This window comes from Vibrio sp. OPT20 (assembly GCF_963889365.1).
GTDB classification, from domain to species: Bacteria; Pseudomonadota; Gammaproteobacteria; order Enterobacterales; family Vibrionaceae; genus Vibrio; species Vibrio splendidus.
This window is the reverse complement of record NZ_CAWPOA010000066.1, coordinates 1-21135: the sequence shown is the minus strand read 5'-3', so window position 1 is coordinate 21135 and position 21135 is coordinate 1. Positions and strand designations below refer to the sequence as shown.

Genomic DNA, 21135 nt, shown 5'->3' with positions numbered 1-21135 from the left:
ATCCAAACGCGATCCCGGTTAAACAAGAAGTTCCAACGGCGACGCCTTACATCTTCCCTAAGATGCCACAGCAAACGCCAGTCCTGCAGACGACACCGCAAGCTATTCCAAACGCGATCCCAACGGTAGCGCAACAGACTCCATCACGTATTCCACAAGCTACACCGCAAGCAATTCCACAAATTGCACCGCAAGCTATTCCACAAGCTATTCCAAATGCGATCCCGACTGCGATCCCGACTGCGATCCCGGTTAAACAAGAAGTACCTACAGCAGTACCTTATGCGATTCCAGACGCGATCCCGGTTCTACAAACAGCGCCGCAAGCTATTCCACAAGCTACACCGAATGCAATCCCGAATGCGACCCCGGTTAAACAAGAAGTTCCCACAGCAGTACCTTATGCAATCCCAACAGTACCGCAGCAAACACCAGTACGCTTAGATGATCTAACAAGTAAATCTTCGGATGCTGATGAAGCAGCAGCACCGCCAGCCAATGTTACGCTGAAAGCAACGCCAGTTAACACACCCTCAATCCAGCAAGCTACTCTGCAACCGGCAGTTTCTAAAATTAGTGAACAGGCTGGCCGCAACACACACTCTATTCAAGACCTGCAAGCTAAAACGAACAAGAACGAAAATGATATCAAAGATCTTCGTTCAGACTTCGAGCGTCAGGCTAAAGAGCTTGATGGCGTAGCGGCTACAGCTGGTGCGTTCGCTGGTTTGGTTGACCCATACGGCGTAGGCAAAACAAACGCTACGGTTGGCCTTGGCTACCACGGCGACGCTCAAGCTATCGCTGTAGGTGTAGGCCGTCGCTGGAATGAGCAATTTACGACTAAGCTAGGTGGCGCATACGATACAGGTTCAGAATCTGCAACGTTGTACGCTGGTGCAGCATACGAGTGGTAATTTGAATTAGACGCCATGGATGGCGTCAAAGCCCATCCAATTTCCATACATTTAGTAGAATCCCAAATTTTTCTTTCTACAGCCCCTCCTCCTTGGGGCATTTTTTCTTTCATTTTCAAAACCATATGACTGTTTTTAAGATCACATACACAAATTAAGACCATCTAACAAGGTATGACAATGAAAAATGCGATAGAGACCTACGAGCGATACTTATCCAAGTTCCCTGCAGAGCGTCTAACGACATTCAATTGCCCTAGTTGCAAGAAGCAACTCAAAGACGTTCTAAACAAAGGTTCTTTTGATTGGGATTCAATGGCTTTCTGTCCTTATTGCCAGAACCACTATTTCAAAGTGACTAAAGCCAACAACGGCCCAATCTTGACCACAAAGGCTGACCAAGATGACTAAGGTCGCTTTACCACGCAAGAAATTTTCTAACGCTTGTAAGGCGTCTCTATTCGTTACCTATCCACCTAGAGTAACTTTCTTTGCTTTGGCTATATCCAGCATGACACCACAAACATACGCGATCGTGCACACTTATGTAATGAACTCCCCATACATGTTTATAACGGTCCTTTTTTACAACTTATTTATCAGTTCTAAGGAATTTTAATGTGGGTAAGCGCAACCGATCTAGAGATTGCAGTATTTCTAACAGTAGCAGCCATGGGATCTGGTTCTTTACTTCTAAACGGGTACCTCAAGAATCTGAACAACAGTATCAAGTTAATGAAAGAGAAAGAACGCGCCAGCGAATTGAGGATAACTGTCTTAGATCGCTATAAGAATCGCCTTGAGACTTGCTGTATTCAACTTGAAAAGCTTTCAGTTAAACAGAGCGGCGTTATCGAAAGAGGTCTTGAGCGTCAACATAAACTGATCGGCGAGTACAACAAGCTGGTAATTAGTGAATCTGACTCAAGTATTTTATTCATGTTTGGCCATAAACCGACTAAGAACGAAATCAAAGCGCGTTACAAGATACTTTGCAAAGCATTCCACCCAGACGTTGGCGGCTCAGTGGAAGCAATGCAGATAGTAAATAATTCATACGAACAAGAGCTCATTAAATATGACATTGAATAATTTCCATGAGGCTCAGTATTTAACTTTGGCCCAAATGAAAGACCATTTGCGTTTAGCTGCCCTTAGCGCAAGCGATCAAGAAATTTCAGGTTTACTACTGGCTACACGACTAGTGGACACCATGATCAATCAAAACACGCTTATTACTAAGATTGAACGCGCCCCACAACTGGTGGACGCTACATATCCCCAAGCACCGCGCCCACGTGAGCATGAAATGATTGCTATCACTGAGCTCTATAACGAATGGGCGTGCCGCGTTCCATACCTCCCGAATTCAAAGCAGGACTGCGTTACTTTGTTTTTCTCCATGAATCACGTGCAAGCGATGAATTTTGCGCCTAAGTGCCGTTTTGAAGACGTTCGCCGTGCACTTGAATACTTCATTGCCTTGCAGGAACAAGCATGAGTAAAGACAAGACAGACAAGCTAAATATGACTTGTTAGCAATGAAGAGAAACGTTTTGGAAATTTGTATTTCAATGCTCCTACGCGAAATGCAGAACGAGAAAAGTAATTGCAACATTCACAGGTTCGAGACTATTGCCCGTCATATCGGCAGTGGTGAGATAAAACCCAATAGAAACGAATAAGCGGTTAGTTATGGATGCTAGTCGCTGTACACCAAGGGAAAGGTTAAGTAACCCGGTACACCCGGATAAGAGAGCATAGAGCTCGTAACTAGGACAAAAACAATGAACGCACTAAGCAAGTTAAATTTCCAAATCATTCCTGTGCAGATCTTTCTATTCATATTCTGGTTTAAGAATGGTGTGGTAGATAAGTTTTTCAGCATTCTAATGGGTTTCGTATCACCAGGCTCAGTACCACATGGTGATACGTATGCAGGTTGGGCCGAGTACATTGTCGGAACGTGGGATAAATCAGAAATAGGTCATGCGCTATTAAGCCCTATGTTCCCATTTATGTTCCCGGTACTTATTGGTCTGCAGATAATGCCTGTTCTATTCATTCTACGCAGTGTTTTAAACCAAGAGTTTCTAACTGGCCACATCGATCTTACTTTCACTCGATTGGCTGCAATTGCGTCTCTATGTGTAACAAGCGTAATGCTATTCAGCCAAACAATCACGGGGGCTGACGATGGCCAATACTTATGGCAATTACTAGGTCTAGGCATGGTAACGCTTATGTATATCAATATGCTAAACAAAGAAGCTAAATAGCACAATGGCGACCAATGCAAGTAATGCCAGTTTGGTATTTATTATGGCCTTGGTTACTGCAGTCGCTAGATACCAACGAGTATGTGATAACAGATCCTATTTTTACTAAGACATAGCTCAGAAGCTATTCTTCGAATCACATCAAGCACAATAAAAAAGTCGCTTAGATAGGCGGCTTTTTGTTATTTCTAATCGTGAATACAGGTAAGAGCACTTAGCAACGACTTGCAAACCATTGTTTAGCTCATCACTTTTTTGTGGTTGAGTAAAATCAGGATTAGGTAGCAGGCATAACAATTCCTCGTATGCCATATGTCATATGTCATATATGAGAAAGCCCCGACGGAGAAAGAGCGTCGAGGCTTTATCTGGACAGTGAACTAAGATCATTAAACTCGCAAATAGAGTGCACGATCAGCACAAATAAGTATACGATCAAAACAATAAAACAATGATTGCAAATCTACATATATTTTTCATTTTTAGCAGATATTAATGTTTACAAGTTTTCTAGACAGTAATTTATGGAACTTAAGATGAAAAAATTAACAATCCTTGCTATTTTTATTGCAGCAGCATCAACTGGAGCTAACGCGGCTCAAGTTTACGAACAGGACGGTTTTGGTATCAATGTAGGCGGACGAGTTGAAGCTCGTGGACAATACCAAAGTGAAGATGTTCACAAAACGAATGACATTTCTCGAGCACGTCTGCACATTAAAGTTACTCAAGACATTGGTAAAGACGTCGATGCAGTTGGTTATCTAGAGCAAGAATACAACGCTAGCGGTGAGAACATCCTACCGAAACATATGTATGTTGGTTTCGCGACTGAAAATAACGAGATCTACTATGGTCAAACTGATGGCGCACTAGAACTAACTACTGATTACACCGATATCATGAACACTTACGGCGGTGACGGTAACATCAAACCACTTACAGCAGACCGCGCCAAGAACTCAATTCTAGCCATTTCTCATTTGGGCGATCTTACTCTACGTACGCACGTTAACTTCGGTGGTGAAGACGGTAAGGTTTTATTCCACGAAGATGCACACGTAGATTCTAAAACTGGCAAGTTCGTACCAGAATCAACACTGAAGCAAACCATCGATACTGGCTACGGCGCAGCTGCCAGCTATGAAATTGGTGCAGGTTTTGGCCTAACAGGTGCCTACGCTATTGAAACCTACGATATTGGTAAGGACAGCACTGATGGCATTGTGGGTATTAAGTGGGATTCAGAAAGCATTTACTTATCAGGTATTGGTTACGATGGTTCAGATAAAGGTGATGACTTCAAAGGTTACGAAACAGCGGCACGATTCAAAGCTACTAACGAGATTTCATTTGTAGCTACTTACACCATGCTTGATAAAGATAGCGCTACAGAAAACGTGGAACATTCTGCTATTGAAATGAACTACAACTTTACACCTAACTTCGTTACCTACGCAGCATACCAAGAAGTACTAAACGACGGGACTGGCAACACAGCAAACAACGCGATGCTAGGCGCTAAACTTACTTTCTAAATTCACACTACCTTTGTGATTACTATTGCGGCCCTAACAGGCCGCTTTTTTACGTAAAGGAACTTATGAAAAGAATAGTAATAATCGTGGTTGTCATTTTACAGGGATGCGCGAGCATAGATTTCATTGGCAATGACCAGCGCCCAACAGAGGTTAGTCAAGGTGAAGTGCTGGAATCTGTCAGGGATCAAAATGATGAACTCATTAACTATGCAGGGGGCATTGAGTACCACTTAAGTGACGACACTAGTGTTTCTTTTGAAGTCGGAGGGGAACTAAATACAGAAGATCCAGACTTAGATTTAGACAGCACCGCGGTCAACTTCAAAATAATGTTCTGAAGTGATCATTTTTGCCCTCGCTGTTTACAAATAAAGGTATCGTGTTTATATTCGTAACACCCAATAAAGACGAGATGGATAGAAATGGCCGACCACCCCCCAAGAGTCAACATGTTAACACTCCCAAAATTCGTAAATATGCGCAGTGCAAACCTAAACCACGATGATTTTTGCGCATTTGCATATCGTGGCGTTCGCGTGATGCTTATGCGCCGTGAACACTCGTTAAGCTGTCAGGATCTATACGTTTGCAAGATTGTAGATGTTTTACTAATCGCAGAGTTTGAAACCGATACCATGAGCGATTTGCGCGAGTCGGTTAAGTACTATGTCGATGAGTACTACCTACAGCTTGAAAACAAACGTATAGCTATCGCTTCAGCACAACGCTAAATATTATTTCCGTGTCGGTATGCATCGTTATGGGCCTTTGGGATAGCTGGTGGATATCCACATCAGACGATGAATATAGCTATGAAAAAATAACGGATGAACAGAAAAAATTGATCGTGATCCAGCTACTAGAAGCTGGCTATGAATTTTTACGCGACGACTTAGTATCAGGTCGCTATACACGCGAGCGTGGCGACACTGCGGAGATACCGTTTTCAAATAAGCGAGCGCCATACTCAAAAAACCACAATGAAGCTTACAGAATCATTGAGAGCGCTTTAGGTCGGCCATTTTTTATTCCATATAAGGGCCAAGAGAATACTTATTTCTTTTGGCCCTATTAAGTTAGAGGTCAATAACGGTGAAGAGACTAATCCCATTAATGCTATTGCTCGTTGTTGGTGCTGCTAATGCTGAAATATCAATCGGCGCACCAACGACTTATTTGAACTTTGATGAATCTATAGGCGCATGCACCTACTTGGCTGAGGCGAGCAAAAACTATGATGCTGCGGAGTCCTTTGATTATTTCGCCAACCATAAGAACATTGCGATTGTTAATCGGCAAACTGGCGAATATTACGCACGTGGCTACCTAGATTTGTATAGCAAAGAAAATGCGCTTTACGATAAGAATCTGACCTTTAAAGAACAGCTGGAAAAAATCAACAGCTTGAGAGAGGAATACGCAGCAACTCTCTACTATGAGGATTTTAGATGTGACGCCATTCTGACGAAATTCAGGTTATAAACTGGACGACGCCGCAATTCGCTCACCTTAACTCAAATTGTTTACAATCGAGTCAAATCTGTATGTATTCGTATCCAAATTACACAGCACAAGGTTAGGCCATATATTTCTATACCCTTGAAACGAAGACGGCTATCGCAAGCGTATTAGGTCACTGAAAAACACGCCATTTAGCTTTAAGATTGTAGAAGTGTGGCCCGGGCCAGAATCATAATAAAAATCATTGAAGGCCAAACCATACGAAACGCGGAACTATGTCTACCTATTTCGCTTAAGAGCGGCCGGAAAACAACTCATATTTGTCAGAGGGTGGCAATATTGCCAACAAGAATGGTGAGCTAATAATCGCGGACTTAGCTCAATTTAAGTACACGTGTCAGTTGTTTGGTTTCAAAAAGAGTCGTATCTACCTACACAATATGAGGTCAATTGTGCCGTTAAAATCTACGAAATGAAGGTTACACGTCGTCAGACGATCATGATTAAGTATTGCGTTTTGTATCGAAATGATGAGCACAATGAGCTAGCGAACTTGAGAAAAGTGATCAATGAGTTCAACTAAAGCAAATAGAGCCCTTTGAATCCGATGATTGGTGATGTGATCAAGCGCTCTGTTCGTTCACACCAAGTTAAGCAACAACAAGCAGTAATTGGGGTACACTACAACGCTAAGTATATGATTCAGATTAAAAAACAATTTTTTAATCAATAAATAAGTATTTTAGGCGCGTATGCAACAGCAACCCCATAGAGTACATGTTAATAGTTATCATTATAATAAACAATACTGAAATCACTATTTGCACATAAACAGTGAGGACTTTGAGTAAATACTCTATATTGTTGCCTTGCTCACATTACATTCAACTAACTACGAGGTCCGATATGATAACTAAACTACAGCGTGATTTACGTGTTGTTTCTACATTGATGGAAATAAAAGAGCCTCTTGACGACAGTACCAAGGCTTTTATTGCGGAAACGACAGCGGAGGCTGCGAACCTGCTGAAAACGGTTAAAAAGTTGAATGCTTTAACATCAGAAGATGTTACAGGCGATGTACATACATAAGTGTGTATATCGAAGTGAATAAAGGGCCATCGGATGGCCCTTTTTTAATGCCTACAACCTATAGCTACATGAGGCCTGTGCCTTATATTAATCATGTTGTGAACATTAATAGGTGAACTTAGGCTGAACAAGTTCGCTTTTGATCATTACTAACTAAGCTCTAGGATTTATGATCTTAACTATCAAGGTGCTGAAAAACTCTTCCGATATTGATGGGTAGGTAAAAAGACGATCATGAGTTTGGGTAATTTCCCGCCCCTTCGCCATAAAGAAGCGCGAGCAAGACATCAAGAGTTGTACAAAGCACCGCAGAACGGCATCAATTCACGTGAGTATAGCCCCATAAAGACGCTCTAACGGCCCGTGAGGGCTTTGATCACTGACCTCCTAACCATTTAGTGGTATACCATAAAAACACCGCATGGGTGATTAGCGATATCAACAATCACATTTATTCAAAGTTAGATGATAAGCCTATCAATTCAAAGTCTAACTTATATTGGGTGAACGTTCTTACTAACAACAATGGCGGCGACACCATTGACGGATCCTGAGCAGTGTTTCAAGTACCTGCAATTACTGAACATGATAAACGGCAATCCATTAAGTCTTATCGAAGCCCGCAAATGGTAGCAATGTAAATTTGGCACAAAACTGTCACAAATCGCGGACTGAATAACGAGATATAAGAGACCGCAGATGAACATTAAACATCATTTACAAACCGTCGGCATTGCTCTCATTATAAGTGTTGTAACGTTTAGTTTAGGCGCTTTATCGCTGACTCAAGAAAGTAAAGTTCCTATAAAACAGATTCAACAGTATGAAAAGACGCACCATATGACGGGCAAAGAACTTGATCATGCGGTCAGAAAATTGAAAGTGAAAAGGTTAGCTAATGATTATAGATAACAAGTTAATACTAGAAACAATGGGCGCTAAGTTAACGATTAACAGAACCAACGATAGTCTTGTATTCATTTCTATTGGTGAAGGGATCACGGTACAGGCAGAGCAAACTTGTAACGTTAAACTTACTCATATTGGTGCTGACGACCTAAATCCGGTAGCTTTCATACTTCGTGCTGGTGAATCGATTTATCATGTTGAACGCGACGCCTTATTAGAGATTGCCAAATATCTCAAGTTAAATATTCGAGAAGAACTATAAAAAAAAACAGAAAGGCCTTACATGATGTGTGTGGCTAGGCTCGCTACCGAAAGGCGTTTGTTACCTCGAACGCTTGCTACACTAAATTTAGAAGTGAAGAGAGGCTTTCTAGATTTTGAAACATTCTAGTTAGGTTGTTTACTGACACGTCAACCGATTGGAGAGTATTGTCAGTCATAGTTACCTTGTAAAACCTACCTGAAGAGGTGGATTTTTCTCGTTTAGGATCACGAACAGATATGCTGTAGTAAGTTGAAACAAAGTAGTGAGGCGATTAGAGGGTATATTTTGTGGGGGCATACCAAGTGTATAATTTTAGAATTGTTCGAGATAAAAAACCTAGCGGGCGCTAGGCTTTTTATTTGAAATAATTTATGACTGCAGTACTAGATTACTGCGAAAGCAGAGAACGCAGCAATAATTTTAATAGAGTCACTCATTTCGACAAATTTTAGATCTTCTGGAATATCAGGGTTCATTGATTTCAAGAACTCACGACCGTGTGCAATTTGATACTCCATTATTTCTGGCATAACGCCCTCGCGCACTCGCGCCAAGACTAAATCACCAGAAACTGCCGTTTTATCATAATCAAAAAAGATCATGCCACCAGCAAAATAACGGCCCACATTATTGTTCAGACGAATAATAAATGTAGTTTCACTACTGCGAGCTGGACAAGGCAAACGCTCGCGGTGTTCGTCTTCCATCAAGTCCTCAAGAAGATCCTTAATGCTGCTCGCTGATAATTCCTGCATTGTTACTACAGGAGAACCGAATTTGATACGAGCGTGACGAACAACGTCGTCATAGTTGACAGGTCCATTACCAGTAGCTAGCCATTCTAGACGGCAATCCAAAGCATTAGCTAAAGAAACTGCACTATCCAGCATTATGCTTTTTTCTGGATGTAGCATGATATTAGTAATCACGGCACGGCTAACACCAGATAAACGAGCAATTTCAATATTTGTACGGATGTTTAGGTCTTTTTTTCGCTGATCGATGTTTGTAGCGAGTATAGATAGCTCCGTCATGGTCGCACCTCAAAAGTTAAAAAGAGTAAACATACTTTATGCGTGTAGATAGTGCCTGAAAATGACGCGTTCGGCAACAAATAAACAGACTTCTAGTGTGTTGTTAAATTTATCGCATCGAAGTAAGCTATTGTTAAAATAGGTTTATTTAACCATCCGCTTTATCTAACAAACACTCTAATTAACGATAAGCGACTATACCCATCTTGGACATATGCTTATTAGTTATGCGTATGTTTATTCCGGGCAATTCATAGCCTGATCTACTAAGTTCATTCAAAGATTTATACTAATGACCAAGCCTCGCTATAAAACAACTAACTGGAACCACTATTAATCAAACTTGGATCAATAGTGGTTCACTGACATTTTGGATCGATGGAAAAGCTCTCCAACAGTGGCAACAGATCAAACAAAGTAACTGTGGAAGACCTCGTTTGTTTGGCGACTTATCCTTGAGACTACAGGGTTGAAAATCTACGGTGAGGGTCATAGAAAGTTAAAAAGCATGGTATTGACGGGAAGCAACGAGCCTGGAGAAACTTGCGCGATAAGAAAAGCGTTAAACAAGCTAACAGAGCTAGATATGCCTAAAACGATAGCGATCACCTAGTAATTAGCGGCGCAGGGGATTATTTATCAAAATTTGAATTAGGAAACAAAGCCTATTTTGATACTAAAGCCAGCTCAATCTAGTATGGATAGTCTACTAACTGATTGATTTACTATAGTTTAGATAGCAAAAAGCCGCTCATAAAGAGCGGCTTTTTTAAGGGGTGGGAACCCAGCCACATCCCGGCACACAAGTCACTCGCTGCGGCTGCTCCCTTCCAGGCCTGACCGAGTTCACGAGTTATTGTTGCGGGAGGACCAGGCCCCCATAGATTCGTTTTCTAAGAGGCTTGCCTCAAAGAGTGATTGGATTATTAAGCATCACAGCAACCATTGCAAGCCCTTCCACCCTATTTTTGAACAATTGCTGTCTAAGTGCTTATCCTTTATTCAAACCACTAGAAAATCGCAGGTAAATTCACCATTTACCTGCATTTGTAAGGTTCGGGTTATCTACGTACTAGATATCGATGTCTTCGTTATCTTCTGTACGAATGATGTAGTCTGTCATCCACGCGGTGCCTAATAGACATAACCACACCACAAAGACTGGACTAGGCACTTCAATGCTTGGGGTAATCACCAGTGCCGCAAAACCAACCGTCGGCAATGTCCAACACAATAGTTTATTCCAGCGGAAGGTTTTCAAGCGCGTCAGTGTTTCCATCGATGCCATGATGCCCGTTACACACAAAGCAACCAAAGCGGCATAAGGTAAATCGGCCATCCATAATGGAAGTATCAAGCCTAATGACCACCAGCTGTGTCGGCTGGCTGGCTTAAGATGATTTGCCGCCCACCAAATAACGATGATTGACAAGGTTTGTAGTGTGGTAACCCAAGGAACGCCTTCAAGCTTACCTGCAGATTGCGTGACCATAATCCCGACTTGTAGCGTTGCGACGATCAAGCCAGAAATAATCACGACCGACAAACTGCTGCGTTTTGAAAAGACCACCATCAATAGTGGGAATAATACCCATACACTGACTGAGAGCGTTATGGGTTGTAGCGGTAGCGTTAATCCATAAGTGGTCATGGAGACAAGCAAAGCTAATCCTGCGATGCCTCCTTGCGGCAAAATCCATAAAGCAGGAATGACCATTGCAAGTACTGGGATATCTCCCTCACTTAAACTGATTGCTCTCGCGCAGACAACCGCTAATAATGTGGTTATCAAGAACTGAAACGTTGTAAATACCATAGCCCTCTCCTTCTACCGATCCGTGGTATTTATGAACTAGGAACATTTAGTATGGACCAATTTTTGAGCCAAATCTTTGCTGTGATTCACCAAATTCCATATGGGAAAGTAACAACTTATGGAGACATAGCACGTTTTTCAGGATTTCCGGGCTATGCGCGCCATGTTGGTAAAGCGCTGGGTAACCTGCCAGAAGGTAGCAAACTGCCTTGGTATCGGGTAATCAACAGTAAGGGTGAAATATCTTTAAAGGGTGATTCGTTCGACCGACAAAAGCAGCATTTGGTTAAAGAAGGGATTGAGGTGAGTGATGCAGGAAAGATCAAACTCAGAATATACAAATGGCAGCCCTAGAGCTGCCACTAATCGCTGATTCAGCTGGCTAAGTTAAGCCAATCAAGATGCCTTAACAGTGGCATCGATTTCTGATTAACGAACACCAACCAAACGTAGGTCTGCTTGCTGTGTATTTTCTACATCAGTAATTACTGACTTAATCGTGTCCGTTGTGAAACGCAGTTTGCCGTCAACATGAATCGATGCGCGCATGTTGTAACGGTGGTTAGCTTTAATTTTGTCGTTGTCGTAGCTCAGCTCGAATGCGAACGGTACTTGCTTACCGTCTGTGGTGAACTCTTGAGTTGCGATAACCGTCGATGGTGCGTCAGCCAGTGAGATATCTTCTAGCGTAACGGTAACTACTGCATTCTCTGGCAATGCAATTCTTTCACGGTAGCTTACTGTTCCTGAAATCACTTGAGTGTTCTCTGCAACCACTTCTTGAGAAGCGTTCGTTTCTGATGTTGCTTGGCAACCAACAAGTAGGCCAAACGATACTAAAGACGTAATAAGAATTAGAGCCTTTTTCATATTCAATTTCTCTCAACATGTTTGCCGGACTCGGCAAATCTACTGACCAATTATAAGAGAGCTTTCATATTCTGTCTTGAAACCCTATGATTTATTGACAGATATCTGACTAAGCTAAATGATTAACACCATAATCTGACACCCATTTTACGAAGAGGAATGCTGGCGATGAGTCAACCTTTACAAGAATTACTAAGTTTACTTCAGCTAGAAAAACTGGAAGAAGGTTTATTCCGTGGGCAAAGTGAGAACCTAGGCCTACCACAGGTATACGGCGGTCAGGTATTAGGACAAGCGCTTTCTGCTGCTCGTTATACCGTCCAAGACGACCGTAGTGTTCACTCGTTCCACAGTTATTTTCTGTTTCCCGGCGATCCTGAAAAGCCAATCATTTACGATGTTGAGAACCTACGAGATGGACGCAGCTTTAGCACTCGTCGTGTAAAAGCGATTCAAAATGGCCGCCCTATTTTCTATCTCACCGCTTCTTATCATGGCGATGCGCCAGGGTTTGAGCACCAGATTTCAATGCCTGACATTCCTGGACCAGAGAACTTTGCCTCAGAAACTGAATTAGCGAGCCACATCGCGGAATTCTTACCAGAGAAACTGCGCAAAACCTTCTGTGGCGAAAAGCCGATTGAGATGCGCCCGGTGACGGTCGTGAATCCACTGAAACCTAAGAAGACGGAAGCGAAACAGTACCTCTGGGTAAGAGCGAATGGTGCAATGCCAGACAACCAATTGATCCACCAATACCTGCTTGCTTACGCATCGGACTGGGGATTCTTGGTGACGGCGCTTCACCCTCATGAAGTCTCTATCATGACGCCAAATTTCCAAGTAGCGACGATTGATCACTCAATCTGGTTCCACCGCCCATTCAAGATGGATGAATGGTTGCTTTATGCGATTGAAAGCCCAACGGCAGCGAACACTCGTGGCCTAGTGCGCGGCGAGATCTTCAACCAGAAAGGTGAACTGGTAGCGACAGCAGTACAAGAAGGTGTGATGCGCTTTACTAAATAGCGCTCAAATAAATAGCGAATAAACGCTGTTTTAAAAGCCCCAAATATGTACGAGAAAACAAAAAGAGAGGCTAAGTTTAATACCTAGCCTCTCTTTTTTATAACACTTACGAAAATCCGTCACTTAAGAGTGACTAAAATCTATTCTGCTTCTAGCGTAGGCTCAAACTCGCTTTGCACTCGCGTTTTGATGCCATCTCCGGCATCTCGGAGAAGGTTAAATGGTGATAGTACCACACCTTTCACAGCGCCTTCTGCAGCGTCCTGAGCCAAAGCTTGACTCTTATCTGCCAACAAATTAGCTTGCACCAAAATATTCGGCACTTCCGCTCTTAGCATTTCAGATTCAGTAACAACAGCGGGGATAGTTTGCTCGCGGTACGATTTACTTTCAGCGAGCATCGGTGGCATGACATCCACACGGTATCGCTTCAGCTCAGTCAATGTTGGTGGGATGACATCGGTTCTGACCTGTTCGACTTCCGTTCGGACATTTTTCACTTCATCTAATATCGCAGGGATTTTGTTGTCGACCGATGAAACGGTTTGATTCACGTTATCTATCGTCTTTCTGACCTCTTCGACTGTGTTCAAAACTTGAGGAGCAAGATCGCTGACATGTTCAGCAAGCGCTAATAGCTCTTCTACTTTGAGCCCTTTGGTGAGGCCCGATATGTCTTCGATAACTTGCGGGTAAGTATCAACGATTTCACCGACTTTATTGGTCAATGAGTAAATGGTGTAACCCAAGTAAAAAATGGCGACCGCCAATACCAGCTGGATAGCGGTAGATACTTTTGCAAACATGAATAATCCTTTTCTTTATCGCAGAGGCGAGATCTAAACTGAGAAGATAGTTAAACTAAAGCGATAGTTAATCTATTACTAGGCGCAGCTTAAAGCGGCAATGCTGTCGTGTACTTTAATGGTTCCATCGCAAACGTCGAGGTCACATTAGAGATACCATCAATGCTATTCACCAAGCGCTTATAGAAATCATCAAAGCACTTCATATCTTTAACCTGAACCTTCATCATATAATCATATTCGCCAGCCATGCGATAGAACTCCATCACTTCTGGAAATTCCGACACAGTATTCACAAAACGACCATACCACTCATGAGAATGATCACTGGTTTTCACTAATACGAACGCGGTAAAGGAAAGATCCAGTTTTTCCGGGTTCAGCAGTGCGACTCTTTTCTCAATAATACCGTTCTCTTCGAGGCGCTTAAGCCTTTTCCAACAAGGCGTTGTCGTGAGATTGACCGCTTCAGAAATATCGTTCAATGACAGGGTGCTGTCTTCTTGCAGTAACCCTAATATTTTTTTATCTACGGCATCTATCACACTTTCACCAAATCGCATTTAAAGAGAATAATTTTCTACAATTTAAGCAAAACAAAGCAAATATGGCAAAGTTTTTCTCTCGAATTATAGATAAATTAGAACCATACCAATTACAAAGAATTCCTACACTCGATCAGGAGAACGCTTATGTGCACTGACCATCAATGGATTAACAACGCGATTCGTAAAATTGAAGCGGACTACCAACGCTCAGCGGATACGCACCTTATCAAGCTCGAACTACCAAGTATCGAAGGCATTGATGTTTACCTTAAAGATGAAAGCACACACCCTACGGGCTCTTTGAAGCACCGCTTAGCGCGTTCTCTGTTCTTATACGCTATCTGTAATGGCTGGGTTGGCCCAGAAACGACGATCATTGAATCTTCATCAGGCAGCACAGCGGTGTCTGAGGCATACTTTGCTCGCCTACTTGGCCTACCGTTTATTGCGGTAATGCCAAAATGCACAGCGAAGAAAAAGATTGAGCAGATTGAATTCTACGGCGGCCAAGCGCATCTTGTTGATCGCTCAGATGAAATTTACGATGAGTCACGTCGTTTAGCAGAAGAGCTGAATGGTCATTACATGGACCAATTTACTTACGCTGAGCGCGCAACCGACTGGCGTGGTAACAACAACATCGCGAACTCTATTTTCAATCAAATGCAGATGGAAGATCACCCAGTTCCAGCTTGGGTAGTAATGAGCCCAGGTACTGGCGGTACTTCAGCGACGATTGGCCGCTTCATTCGCTACCAACAGCATGAAACTAAACTATGTGTAGTTGACCCTGAAAACTCGGTATTCCACGAATACTTCCAAACAGGCAATGCGAACGTGAAAGGCAATACATTCAGCAAGATTGAAGGCATTGGTCGCCCACGAGCAGAGCCAAGCTTCATTCCTGGTGTGGTTGACGAAATGCGAAAAATCCCAGACGCAGCAAGTATCGCAACGACACATTGGTTATCTGACATTCTTGGCCGCAAGGTTGGCGCATCAACCGGTACTAACATGTACGGTGTGCTTCAGCTAGCCAGTGAGATGAAAGCACGTGGCGAAACAGGGTCTATCGTGACTTTGCTATGTGATAGCGGTGAACGCTACCTAGACACTTACTTCAATGACGAGTGGGTAAATCTGAATATCGGTGACCTACAACCTTATGCGGCGAAGCTAGAAGCTTTCTCGCAAACGGGTGAGTTGGCTTAAATACAGAGCAAGCACCGACTCCAAACTAAAAAGAGCCTTGATGGGCTCTTTTTGTTTATTCATTCTATTAATCAACCACCAACGAGAACAAATTACTCTGGCTTCTGCTTCGCTTCAAATGCCGCGAGTTGTTCAGGCGTCGCTTTTGGCTGATGGTTTTGTTTCCACTCATCGTAAGTCATGCCGTATACGCGCTCACGAGCGTCATCGATATCCAAGTCTAGGCCTTGTTGCTCAGCTTCCGCTTTATACCACTTGCTGAAACAGTTACGGCAGAAGCCCGCCAAGATCATAAGGTCGATGTTCTGAACATCCTTATTGTTGTCTAAGTGTGCTAGCAGACGACGAAAGGTTGCTGCATCTAGCTTATCTTGTTCTTCTTGAGAAAGATCTTTGTATTTAAATTCAGCCACTTTACTTTCCTTTATTCGATTTATTGTATTAATTCGTTGAGCTCTGTTTGTTATACAAAAAAAGCCTGCCATTCGCTAGGAGCAAACGCAGGCTTTTCAATATTGTTACACTATTCCATGTTCATTAGCCGTGCGTGTTCATTAACCGTGCGAGCTTCTACCCACGTTGTCATGGCTCAGCTCTTTATTTAGAACCGCTTCCACATGACCTGGAGAACGTGTTGAGCCAGAAATCAGTCGATACATCGCTGGGATTACGAACAGAGTAACCAAAGTTGCAAAGCCCATACCAAAGAAGATAACCGTACCCACTGCCACTCGGCTTTCATAACCCGCGCCCGTTGAAGTAATCAATGGGATTGCACCGGCTAGTGTGGTAAACGCCGTCATCAAGATTGGACGTAAACGTCGAGCCGAAGCATCAATGATCGCCTTTTCAAACTCAATGCCACGGTCACGAAGTTGGTTAGCAAACTCTACGATCAAGATACCGTTCTTGGTCACCATACCGATCAACATGATCATACCAATCTGGCTGTAGACATTGAGCCCTTGATTCATCAACACCAAACCTAAGAAACCACCAAAGATACCCATAGGTACGGTGAACATCACCACCAGCGGGTTAATGAAGCTTTCAAACTGCGCGGCCAGTACCAAGTACGCGACCAGCATCGCTAGCGCAAATACCACTAAGATACTTGATTGGTTCTCTTTAAAGTCTTTTGACTCGCCAGAGTAACTCACTGAAATATCGCCCGGTAGCTGTTCAATCGCTTGTTCATCAAGGAAATCGAGTGCGTCACCCAGCGTGTAGCCTTCCATTAGGTTCGCTTTGATGGTGACCGATTTCTGCTTGTTGTAGTGCGATAAACGAATCGAGGATGCCACTTCTTCAATGTGCGTCAACGTATCGAGTGTAACCAGCTCACCAGACTGAGTTCGCATGTAGATTTGGCTCAAGTCATTAGCATTATTAAAGCTGTTCTCATCACCACGCAGGTATACGTCATACTCTTCACCACGGTCAACGAAGGTGGTTTCACTGCGTCCGCCAAGCATGATCTCTAACGTATCTGAAATGTCCGAAACGCTAACGCCTAGCTCGGCTGCACGTTGCTTATCTACGGTTACTAATAACTCTGGTGTTTTCTCAGAGTAATCGATGTCCGCACCTTCCATCATTGGAGAGTCTTCAGCCGCTTGCTTTAACAGTTCGCCCCATTTCTGAAGCTCAGAGTAATCAGAGCCACCCAGTACGAATTGCACAGGCTCACTTGAACCACCTTTGAAGCCCGGCATGAACGGGAATACACGTACATCAGGAATACCATTTAAAGATTTACGAACTTCGTTCAGCGCTTCCTGAGCGGTTTCATCACGTTCATCCCAATCTTCCAGGATCATGATAACGAAGCCCGTTTGGTCGCCAGCATTACCACCAAACGCTGGTGATTGAATACTAAATGACTTCAAGAAACCTTGACCAAGCAGCGGCATTAGACGCTCTTCAACGATGTCCATATTGGCAGACATACGGTTGTAACTGGTTGCATCAGCACCACGAACAAACGCAAAGATAACACCACGGTCTTCTTGAGGCGTCAGTTGCGACGGCACTTGTTGCATCAAGCCATAGCTACCGCCCATACACGCGAGAATGATGATTGGAGCTGCCCAACGCCAGTTTAAAGCACGGCGCAATACCGCGCGGTATCCAGACTCAAGTTTGCCAAATACGCGCTCGACAAACAGGTTGAAACGGTTTGGTTTAACGTTCGCTTTTAGGATTTTACTGCCTAACACTGGCGTTAACGTTAGTGCGACTAGCGACGAGAAGATCACTGACATCGCCAACAGTACCGAGAACTCCGTAAACAAGAGACCGACCATGCCATCCATGAACGAGATTGGCAGGAATACCATCACCAAGACTAGAGTGGTTGCGATTACCGCAAAGCCCACTTCACGTGTCCCTTTATAAGCAGCAAGCAGCGGTGACTCACCACGTTCAATATGGTGGAAAATGTTCTCAACCACCACGATCGCATCATCGACCACCAAACCAATCGACAGGATAAGTGCCATCAGGGTAATCAGGTTGATAGAGAAACCGAAGTAGTACGCCGCAATAAACGACGAGATCAGAGATACAGGTACGGTCACTGCTGGAATCAGCGTTGCACGCGCTTGACCAATGAAGACGTAAAGCACGAGGATAACTAAACCACCCGTAATAAAGAGTGTGCTGTAAACCTCAGAGATCGAACGATCGATAAAGACAGTTGAGTCATAGTCGACCGCCAAACGAGTCCCATCTGGCAAGAACTTTTGAATTGCTTCGACTTCTTTATGGACTAAGTCAGCAACCTCAAGTGGGTTCGCATCTGACTGAGGCACAATCCCCATACTAACGTTAACAACGCCGTCACTCTTAAAGGTCGAGTTCTCGTTTTCTGCGCCAATGTACACATCCGCTACGTCTTTTAAGTAGATAGGTGTGTTATCAGAGGCACGTTTTACCACTAGGTATTCGAAATCTTCCGCTTCAGTGTAAGAACGAGCGGTACGAACCGACATCACAATCGCATCGTTACGTACTTCACCACCCGGGCTTTCAATGTTTTCACTGTTTAACGCAGAAGTGATGTCCGAAGTAGTAACACCACGGCCAGCCATCTGCGCAGGTTTCAGCTTCACATACATTACTTTGTATAAGCCACCAGAGATATCCACTGAACTCACACCAGAAATTAAACTAAAGCGGTCAATCAATACACGTTCGGTGTAATCGGTTAACTGCGTTCGGTCCATCTCAGTCGAGCTTAAGTTAATGTAGACCGAGGCTTCACCACTACCATTGTTCTTATAAACAATTGGGTCGTCGGCTTCATCTGGCAACGAACGCTGAGCACGAGCTACCGCATCACGAACATCACTCACACCAGTATTAAGGTCGTAACCAAGCTCAAAAGTAATCGTGATACGCGACATACCGTTACGCGTTGTGGATTCGATCTCATCGATACCACTGATGCCGGATAACTGGTCTTCAAGATTGGAGGTTATTTGACTTTCAATGATGGTGGCAGACGCACCCTCATAACGAGTACTGATCGATACCACCGGGCTTTCAATATCAGGCATCTCACGAACTGCAAGCTTATTGAAAGAGACAATACCAAACACAACCAAAAGCAGACTCAATACGACAGCCGCTACTGGTCTCTTTACAGAAACATCAGATAACAACATTAGTTAGCGCCTTCTTGTGCTGCTGTATTTTCATCAAGTTTAGCTGGGCGATTAACGGCAAGCTCTTGAACCAAGACTCCGTCACGCATGTTCACGATACCTTGCACCACGATCTTCTGGCCAATCTCGATGCCCTTGTCGATCACAACTTCGTTATCGATACGAGCCCCGAGGAAAACTTCAGTACGAGTCGCTTTGTTGTCTTCGCCAATAACATAGACAAAACGCTTAGTACCAGAATACTCAAGCGCTTGAACTGGGATGATCGGCGCTTCTACTGGAGGGAAGTCCATATCAGCTGCCACTAGCATGCCCGGCTTTAGGTAATCATTATTGTTGTCGAAGTGGATTCGAACTCGAAGGTTCAAGGTTTCAGCATTAATACGAGAATCAATGCCTACCACTGTGCCAGTGAACTGAGTCTCGCCCCACGCACTGGTACGAGCCGTCACTGTCATGCCTTTAGACAGCTTAGAAAGGTAACGCTCAGGAATTTGAAGATCTAACTGCATCACAGACAAATCATCTAAAGTCACAAGCTCAGTACCTGCTGTCACCATTTTTCCGCGGCTAAAGTCGATAAAACCGACCGTGCCAGAGAAAGGCGCGCTGATGTGTAAGTCTTTAAGATTGGCATTTGCGGCAGCTAGGCGAGCATTGGCGATCTCTACGTTCGTTTTCTGAGCGTCAATTTCAGTTTGCGTAATCGCATTACGTTTCACTAGTCGTTGGAATTCCGCTAGCTTACGTTTCTCGTCTTTTAGGTACGCTTGCGCTTCTGCAACTGCAGCTTTTGCTTTGTCGTCATCTAATTGAACCAACATCTGCCCTTTGGTGACATCTTGATTGGCTTTGATGTTGATAGAGTCAACTCTGCCCGCTACTTCAGAGGTAATGATCACAGATTGTTCTGCTTCTAACTTACCTACCAAAGAAAGAGATTGGCTAACTTGGTGAATATCAACTTGCTCAGTAACAACAGTGACGGTGCTAGGGCCCATGCGTTTAGCTAGTGCGGCTGGAGACGCCATAAGAATAGACAAGCTAAGCAGGGTTAAAACAGATTTATGCTTCATAATAATGGTCTGCAAGTGAGATTTAATATCTATAAATGAAATTAACCGTATTCTATCAACTGATGAATGCTGTAACGTCAAGAAGTGTAAATCTAGATTAAATTCCATTTACGTTTCTTGGCGAATTGCACAAACCAAACACAATGTAGAAAGCGAGTTACCTCAAGGTGTTACCTATCACTACGTAAACCTTAGTACAGATGTTCACTTCCCGAGCAATATGCGTACTTTTCGCCATCTTTGCCCAAAAAGGCAGCATTCAACACAAAACCATAAGAAAAACTCTTTACAGGTTTAACGTGTTTGCTATGATGCGCTCCGCACTTGAGAGATGCGTTGGGAAAAACATCTCTTTAGCCTATCCATTATGAGTTAGGAAAAACACCCTGGAGGGGTTCCCGAGTGGCCAAAGGGAGCAGACTGTAAATCTGCCGGCTCCGCCTTCGATGGTTCGAATCCGTCTCCCTCCACCATATTCTTCTTACCTCTTTTAAGAGTTAAGAGAACAACCTAGTTGATGGGCTTATGGGAAAACATCAATTTAGGCTTACTTTGTGAAGAGTAAGACACACCCTGGAGGGGTTCCCGAGTGGCCAAAGGGAGCAGACTGTA

General features: G+C 43.5%; 24 protein-coding genes, 1 tRNA gene, 1 other RNA gene and 1 pseudogene. 18 read left to right on the top strand and 9 right to left on the bottom strand.

Annotated elements, in window-relative coordinates; all coding sequences use genetic code 11:
• The 13 genes from AACR09_RS15955 to AACR09_RS15895 all read left to right on the top strand — a co-directional run.
• Positions 1-917, top strand: a 917-nt coding sequence (locus AACR09_RS15955) for a YadA C-terminal domain-containing protein (RefSeq protein WP_228010715.1), incomplete at its 5' end; no start/stop codon positions are given.
• 180 nt (positions 918-1097) lie between these two features.
• Positions 1098-1328: a hypothetical protein gene (locus AACR09_RS15950; protein WP_017093467.1), complete on the top strand. Its 231-nt coding sequence runs from the start codon at positions 1098-1100 to the stop codon at positions 1326-1328.
• 207 nt (positions 1329-1535) lie between these two features.
• Positions 1536-2009 (top strand): J domain-containing protein, encoded by a 474-nt coding sequence (locus AACR09_RS15945; protein WP_102560197.1) that lies wholly within the window; start codon positions 1536-1538, stop codon positions 2007-2009.
• Positions 1996-2418, top strand: a complete 423-nt coding sequence (locus AACR09_RS15940) for a hypothetical protein (RefSeq protein WP_050634776.1) — start codon at positions 1996-1998, stop codon at positions 2416-2418. The genes AACR09_RS15945 and AACR09_RS15940 overlap by 14 nt, the downstream gene beginning before the upstream one ends.
• Before the next feature lie 286 nt (positions 2419-2704).
• Positions 2705-3196, top strand: a complete 492-nt coding sequence (locus AACR09_RS15935) for a hypothetical protein (protein WP_050634777.1) — start codon at positions 2705-2707, stop codon at positions 3194-3196.
• 536 nt (positions 3197-3732) lie between these two features.
• On the top strand, positions 3733-4734 hold the full coding sequence (locus tag AACR09_RS15930; RefSeq protein WP_065608020.1) for a porin: 1002 nt from the start codon (positions 3733-3735) through the stop codon (positions 4732-4734).
• 65 nt (positions 4735-4799) lie between these two features.
• The gene (locus AACR09_RS15925; RefSeq protein ID WP_065608022.1) at positions 4800-5075 is read left to right on the top strand and encodes a hypothetical protein; all 276 of its coding nucleotides are present in this window, start codon (positions 4800-4802) and stop codon (positions 5073-5075) included.
• 111 nt (positions 5076-5186) lie between these two features.
• Positions 5187-5468 (top strand): hypothetical protein, encoded by a 282-nt coding sequence (locus AACR09_RS15920; protein ID WP_017093461.1) that lies wholly within the window; start codon positions 5187-5189, stop codon positions 5466-5468.
• Between the two features lie 29 nt (positions 5469-5497).
• Positions 5498-5812: a hypothetical protein gene (locus AACR09_RS15915; RefSeq protein ID WP_193835389.1), complete on the top strand. Its 315-nt coding sequence runs from the start codon at positions 5498-5500 to the stop codon at positions 5810-5812.
• A 38-nt stretch (positions 5813-5850) separates the two neighbouring features.
• A complete protein-coding gene (locus tag AACR09_RS15910) occupies positions 5851-6219 on the top strand; it encodes a hypothetical protein (protein WP_193835388.1) in 369 nt (122 codons plus the stop codon).
• An 885-nt stretch (positions 6220-7104) separates the two neighbouring features.
• Positions 7105-7290 carry a hypothetical protein gene (locus tag AACR09_RS15905; protein WP_017093458.1) on the top strand — a complete coding sequence of 62 codons (186 nt, stop codon included), beginning with the start codon at positions 7105-7107 and terminating at the stop codon, positions 7288-7290.
• Positions 7291-7989: 699 nt separating this feature from the next.
• Positions 7990-8202: a hypothetical protein gene (locus tag AACR09_RS15900; RefSeq protein ID WP_017093457.1), complete on the top strand. Its 213-nt coding sequence runs from the start codon at positions 7990-7992 to the stop codon at positions 8200-8202.
• Positions 8189-8461, top strand: a complete 273-nt coding sequence (locus AACR09_RS15895; RefSeq protein WP_017093456.1) for a hypothetical protein — start codon at positions 8189-8191, stop codon at positions 8459-8461. Before AACR09_RS15900 ends, AACR09_RS15895 begins: the two co-directional genes overlap by 14 nt.
• A 386-nt stretch (positions 8462-8847) precedes the next feature.
• On the opposite strand, the gene AACR09_RS15890 is transcribed toward AACR09_RS15895, so the two are convergent.
• Positions 8848-9498: a helix-turn-helix domain-containing protein gene (locus AACR09_RS15890; RefSeq protein WP_017093455.1), complete on the bottom strand. Its 651-nt coding sequence runs from the start codon at positions 9496-9498 to the stop codon at positions 8848-8850.
• Between the two features lie 292 nt (positions 9499-9790).
• On the opposite strand from AACR09_RS15890, the pseudogene AACR09_RS15885 reads away from it, so the two are divergent.
• Positions 9791-10044, top strand: a pseudogene (locus AACR09_RS15885) (hypothetical protein); the annotation flags it as partial.
• Positions 10045-10277: 233 nt separating this feature from the next.
• On the opposite strand, the gene ffs reads toward AACR09_RS15885, so the two are convergent.
• Together ffs and AACR09_RS15875 are read right to left on the bottom strand one after the other, a co-directional pair.
• Positions 10278-10374, bottom strand: an RNA gene (ffs, locus tag AACR09_RS15880) — signal recognition particle sRNA small type.
• Between the two features lie 196 nt (positions 10375-10570).
• Positions 10571-11314, bottom strand: coding sequence for a hypothetical protein (locus AACR09_RS15875; RefSeq protein ID WP_017080372.1), 744 nt, complete (start codon positions 11312-11314; stop codon positions 10571-10573).
• Between the two features lie 51 nt (positions 11315-11365).
• Here AACR09_RS15875 and AACR09_RS15870 point away from each other — a divergent pair, with 51 nt between their 5' ends.
• Positions 11366-11668, top strand: coding sequence for an MGMT family protein (locus AACR09_RS15870; protein WP_048609271.1), 303 nt, complete (start codon positions 11366-11368; stop codon positions 11666-11668).
• Positions 11669-11743: 75 nt separating this feature from the next.
• Here AACR09_RS15870 and AACR09_RS15865 read toward each other — a convergent pair whose 3' ends face one another.
• Entirely contained in the window at positions 11744-12184 is a 441-nt protein-coding gene (locus AACR09_RS15865; RefSeq protein ID WP_048609270.1) for a YbaY family lipoprotein, read from the bottom strand.
• A 168-nt stretch (positions 12185-12352) separates the two neighbouring features.
• Between AACR09_RS15865 and tesB the strand changes: the two genes are divergently transcribed.
• Positions 12353-13213 (top strand): acyl-CoA thioesterase II, encoded by an 861-nt coding sequence (gene tesB, locus AACR09_RS15860; RefSeq protein WP_029224039.1) that lies wholly within the window; start codon positions 12353-12355, stop codon positions 13211-13213.
• A 140-nt stretch (positions 13214-13353) separates the two neighbouring features.
• Here tesB and AACR09_RS15855 read toward each other — a convergent pair whose 3' ends face one another.
• A complete protein-coding gene (locus AACR09_RS15855) occupies positions 13354-14019 on the bottom strand; it encodes a hypothetical protein (protein WP_193835387.1) in 666 nt (221 codons plus the stop codon).
• 89 nt (positions 14020-14108) lie between these two features.
• Entirely contained in the window at positions 14109-14582 is a 474-nt protein-coding gene (locus AACR09_RS15850) for an Lrp/AsnC family transcriptional regulator (RefSeq protein WP_017062025.1), read from the bottom strand.
• A 129-nt stretch (positions 14583-14711) separates the two neighbouring features.
• On the opposite strand from AACR09_RS15850, the gene AACR09_RS15845 reads away from it, so the two are divergent.
• Entirely contained in the window at positions 14712-15779 is a 1068-nt protein-coding gene (locus AACR09_RS15845) for a PLP-dependent cysteine synthase family protein (RefSeq protein ID WP_017070263.1), read from the top strand.
• Between the two features lie 92 nt (positions 15780-15871).
• Here the strand turns inward: AACR09_RS15845 and AACR09_RS15840 are convergent, their stop codons facing one another.
• The 3 genes from AACR09_RS15840 to AACR09_RS15830 all read right to left on the bottom strand — a co-directional run bounded on the left by AACR09_RS15840 (position 15872) and on the right by AACR09_RS15830 (position 20523).
• A complete protein-coding gene (locus AACR09_RS15840) occupies positions 15872-16192 on the bottom strand; it encodes a DUF1244 domain-containing protein (RefSeq protein WP_004736423.1) in 321 nt (106 codons plus the stop codon).
• 141 nt (positions 16193-16333) lie between these two features.
• Positions 16334-19447 carry a vibriobactin export RND transporter permease subunit VexH gene (gene vexH / locus AACR09_RS15835; RefSeq protein ID WP_193835386.1) on the bottom strand — a complete coding sequence of 1038 codons (3114 nt, stop codon included), beginning with the start codon at positions 19445-19447 and terminating at the stop codon, positions 16334-16336.
• Positions 19447-20523: an efflux RND transporter periplasmic adaptor subunit gene (locus tag AACR09_RS15830; protein ID WP_029406216.1), complete on the bottom strand. Its 1077-nt coding sequence runs from the start codon at positions 20521-20523 to the stop codon at positions 19447-19449. The genes vexH and AACR09_RS15830 overlap by 1 nt, the downstream gene beginning before the upstream one ends.
• Positions 20524-20911: 388 nt before the next feature.
• On the opposite strand from AACR09_RS15830, the gene AACR09_RS15825 reads away from it, so the two are divergent.
• Positions 20912-20996 (top strand) — tRNA-Tyr (locus AACR09_RS15825).
• The last annotated feature ends 139 nt before the right edge of the window (positions 20997-21135 follow it).

Coding starts and splice junctions, on each gene's coding strand:
- AACR09_RS15950 (WP_017093467.1), top strand. CDS start 1,098: ATGAAAAATGCGATAGAGACCTACGAGCGATACTTATCCAAGTTCCCT.
- AACR09_RS15945 (WP_102560197.1), top strand. CDS start 1,536: ATGTGGGTAAGCGCAACCGATCTAGAGATTGCAGTATTTCTAACAGTA.
- AACR09_RS15940 (WP_050634776.1), top strand. CDS start 1,996: ATGACATTGAATAATTTCCATGAGGCTCAGTATTTAACTTTGGCCCAA.
- AACR09_RS15935 (WP_050634777.1), top strand. CDS start 2,705: ATGAACGCACTAAGCAAGTTAAATTTCCAAATCATTCCTGTGCAGATC.
- AACR09_RS15930 (WP_065608020.1), top strand. CDS start 3,733: ATGAAAAAATTAACAATCCTTGCTATTTTTATTGCAGCAGCATCAACT.
- AACR09_RS15925 (WP_065608022.1), top strand. CDS start 4,800: ATGAAAAGAATAGTAATAATCGTGGTTGTCATTTTACAGGGATGCGCG.
- AACR09_RS15920 (WP_017093461.1), top strand. CDS start 5,187: ATGTTAACACTCCCAAAATTCGTAAATATGCGCAGTGCAAACCTAAAC.
- AACR09_RS15915 (WP_193835389.1), top strand. CDS start 5,498: ATGGGCCTTTGGGATAGCTGGTGGATATCCACATCAGACGATGAATAT.
- AACR09_RS15910 (WP_193835388.1), top strand. CDS start 5,851: ATGCTATTGCTCGTTGTTGGTGCTGCTAATGCTGAAATATCAATCGGC.
- AACR09_RS15905 (WP_017093458.1), top strand. CDS start 7,105: ATGATAACTAAACTACAGCGTGATTTACGTGTTGTTTCTACATTGATG.
- AACR09_RS15900 (WP_017093457.1), top strand. CDS start 7,990: ATGAACATTAAACATCATTTACAAACCGTCGGCATTGCTCTCATTATA.
- AACR09_RS15895 (WP_017093456.1), top strand. CDS start 8,189: ATGATTATAGATAACAAGTTAATACTAGAAACAATGGGCGCTAAGTTA.
- AACR09_RS15890 (WP_017093455.1), bottom strand. CDS start 9,498: ATGACGGAGCTATCTATACTCGCTACAAACATCGATCAGCGAAAAAAA.
- AACR09_RS15875 (WP_017080372.1), bottom strand. CDS start 11,314: ATGGTATTTACAACGTTTCAGTTCTTGATAACCACATTATTAGCGGTT.
- AACR09_RS15870 (WP_048609271.1), top strand. CDS start 11,366: ATGGACCAATTTTTGAGCCAAATCTTTGCTGTGATTCACCAAATTCCA.
- AACR09_RS15865 (WP_048609270.1), bottom strand. CDS start 12,184: ATGAAAAAGGCTCTAATTCTTATTACGTCTTTAGTATCGTTTGGCCTA.
- tesB (WP_029224039.1), top strand. CDS start 12,353: ATGAGTCAACCTTTACAAGAATTACTAAGTTTACTTCAGCTAGAAAAA.
- AACR09_RS15855 (WP_193835387.1), bottom strand. CDS start 14,019: ATGTTTGCAAAAGTATCTACCGCTATCCAGCTGGTATTGGCGGTCGCC.
- AACR09_RS15850 (WP_017062025.1), bottom strand. CDS start 14,582: ATGCGATTTGGTGAAAGTGTGATAGATGCCGTAGATAAAAAAATATTA.
- AACR09_RS15845 (WP_017070263.1), top strand. CDS start 14,712: ATGTGCACTGACCATCAATGGATTAACAACGCGATTCGTAAAATTGAA.
- vexH (WP_193835386.1), bottom strand. CDS start 19,447: ATGTTGTTATCTGATGTTTCTGTAAAGAGACCAGTAGCGGCTGTCGTA.
- AACR09_RS15830 (WP_029406216.1), bottom strand. CDS start 20,523: ATGAAGCATAAATCTGTTTTAACCCTGCTTAGCTTGTCTATTCTTATG.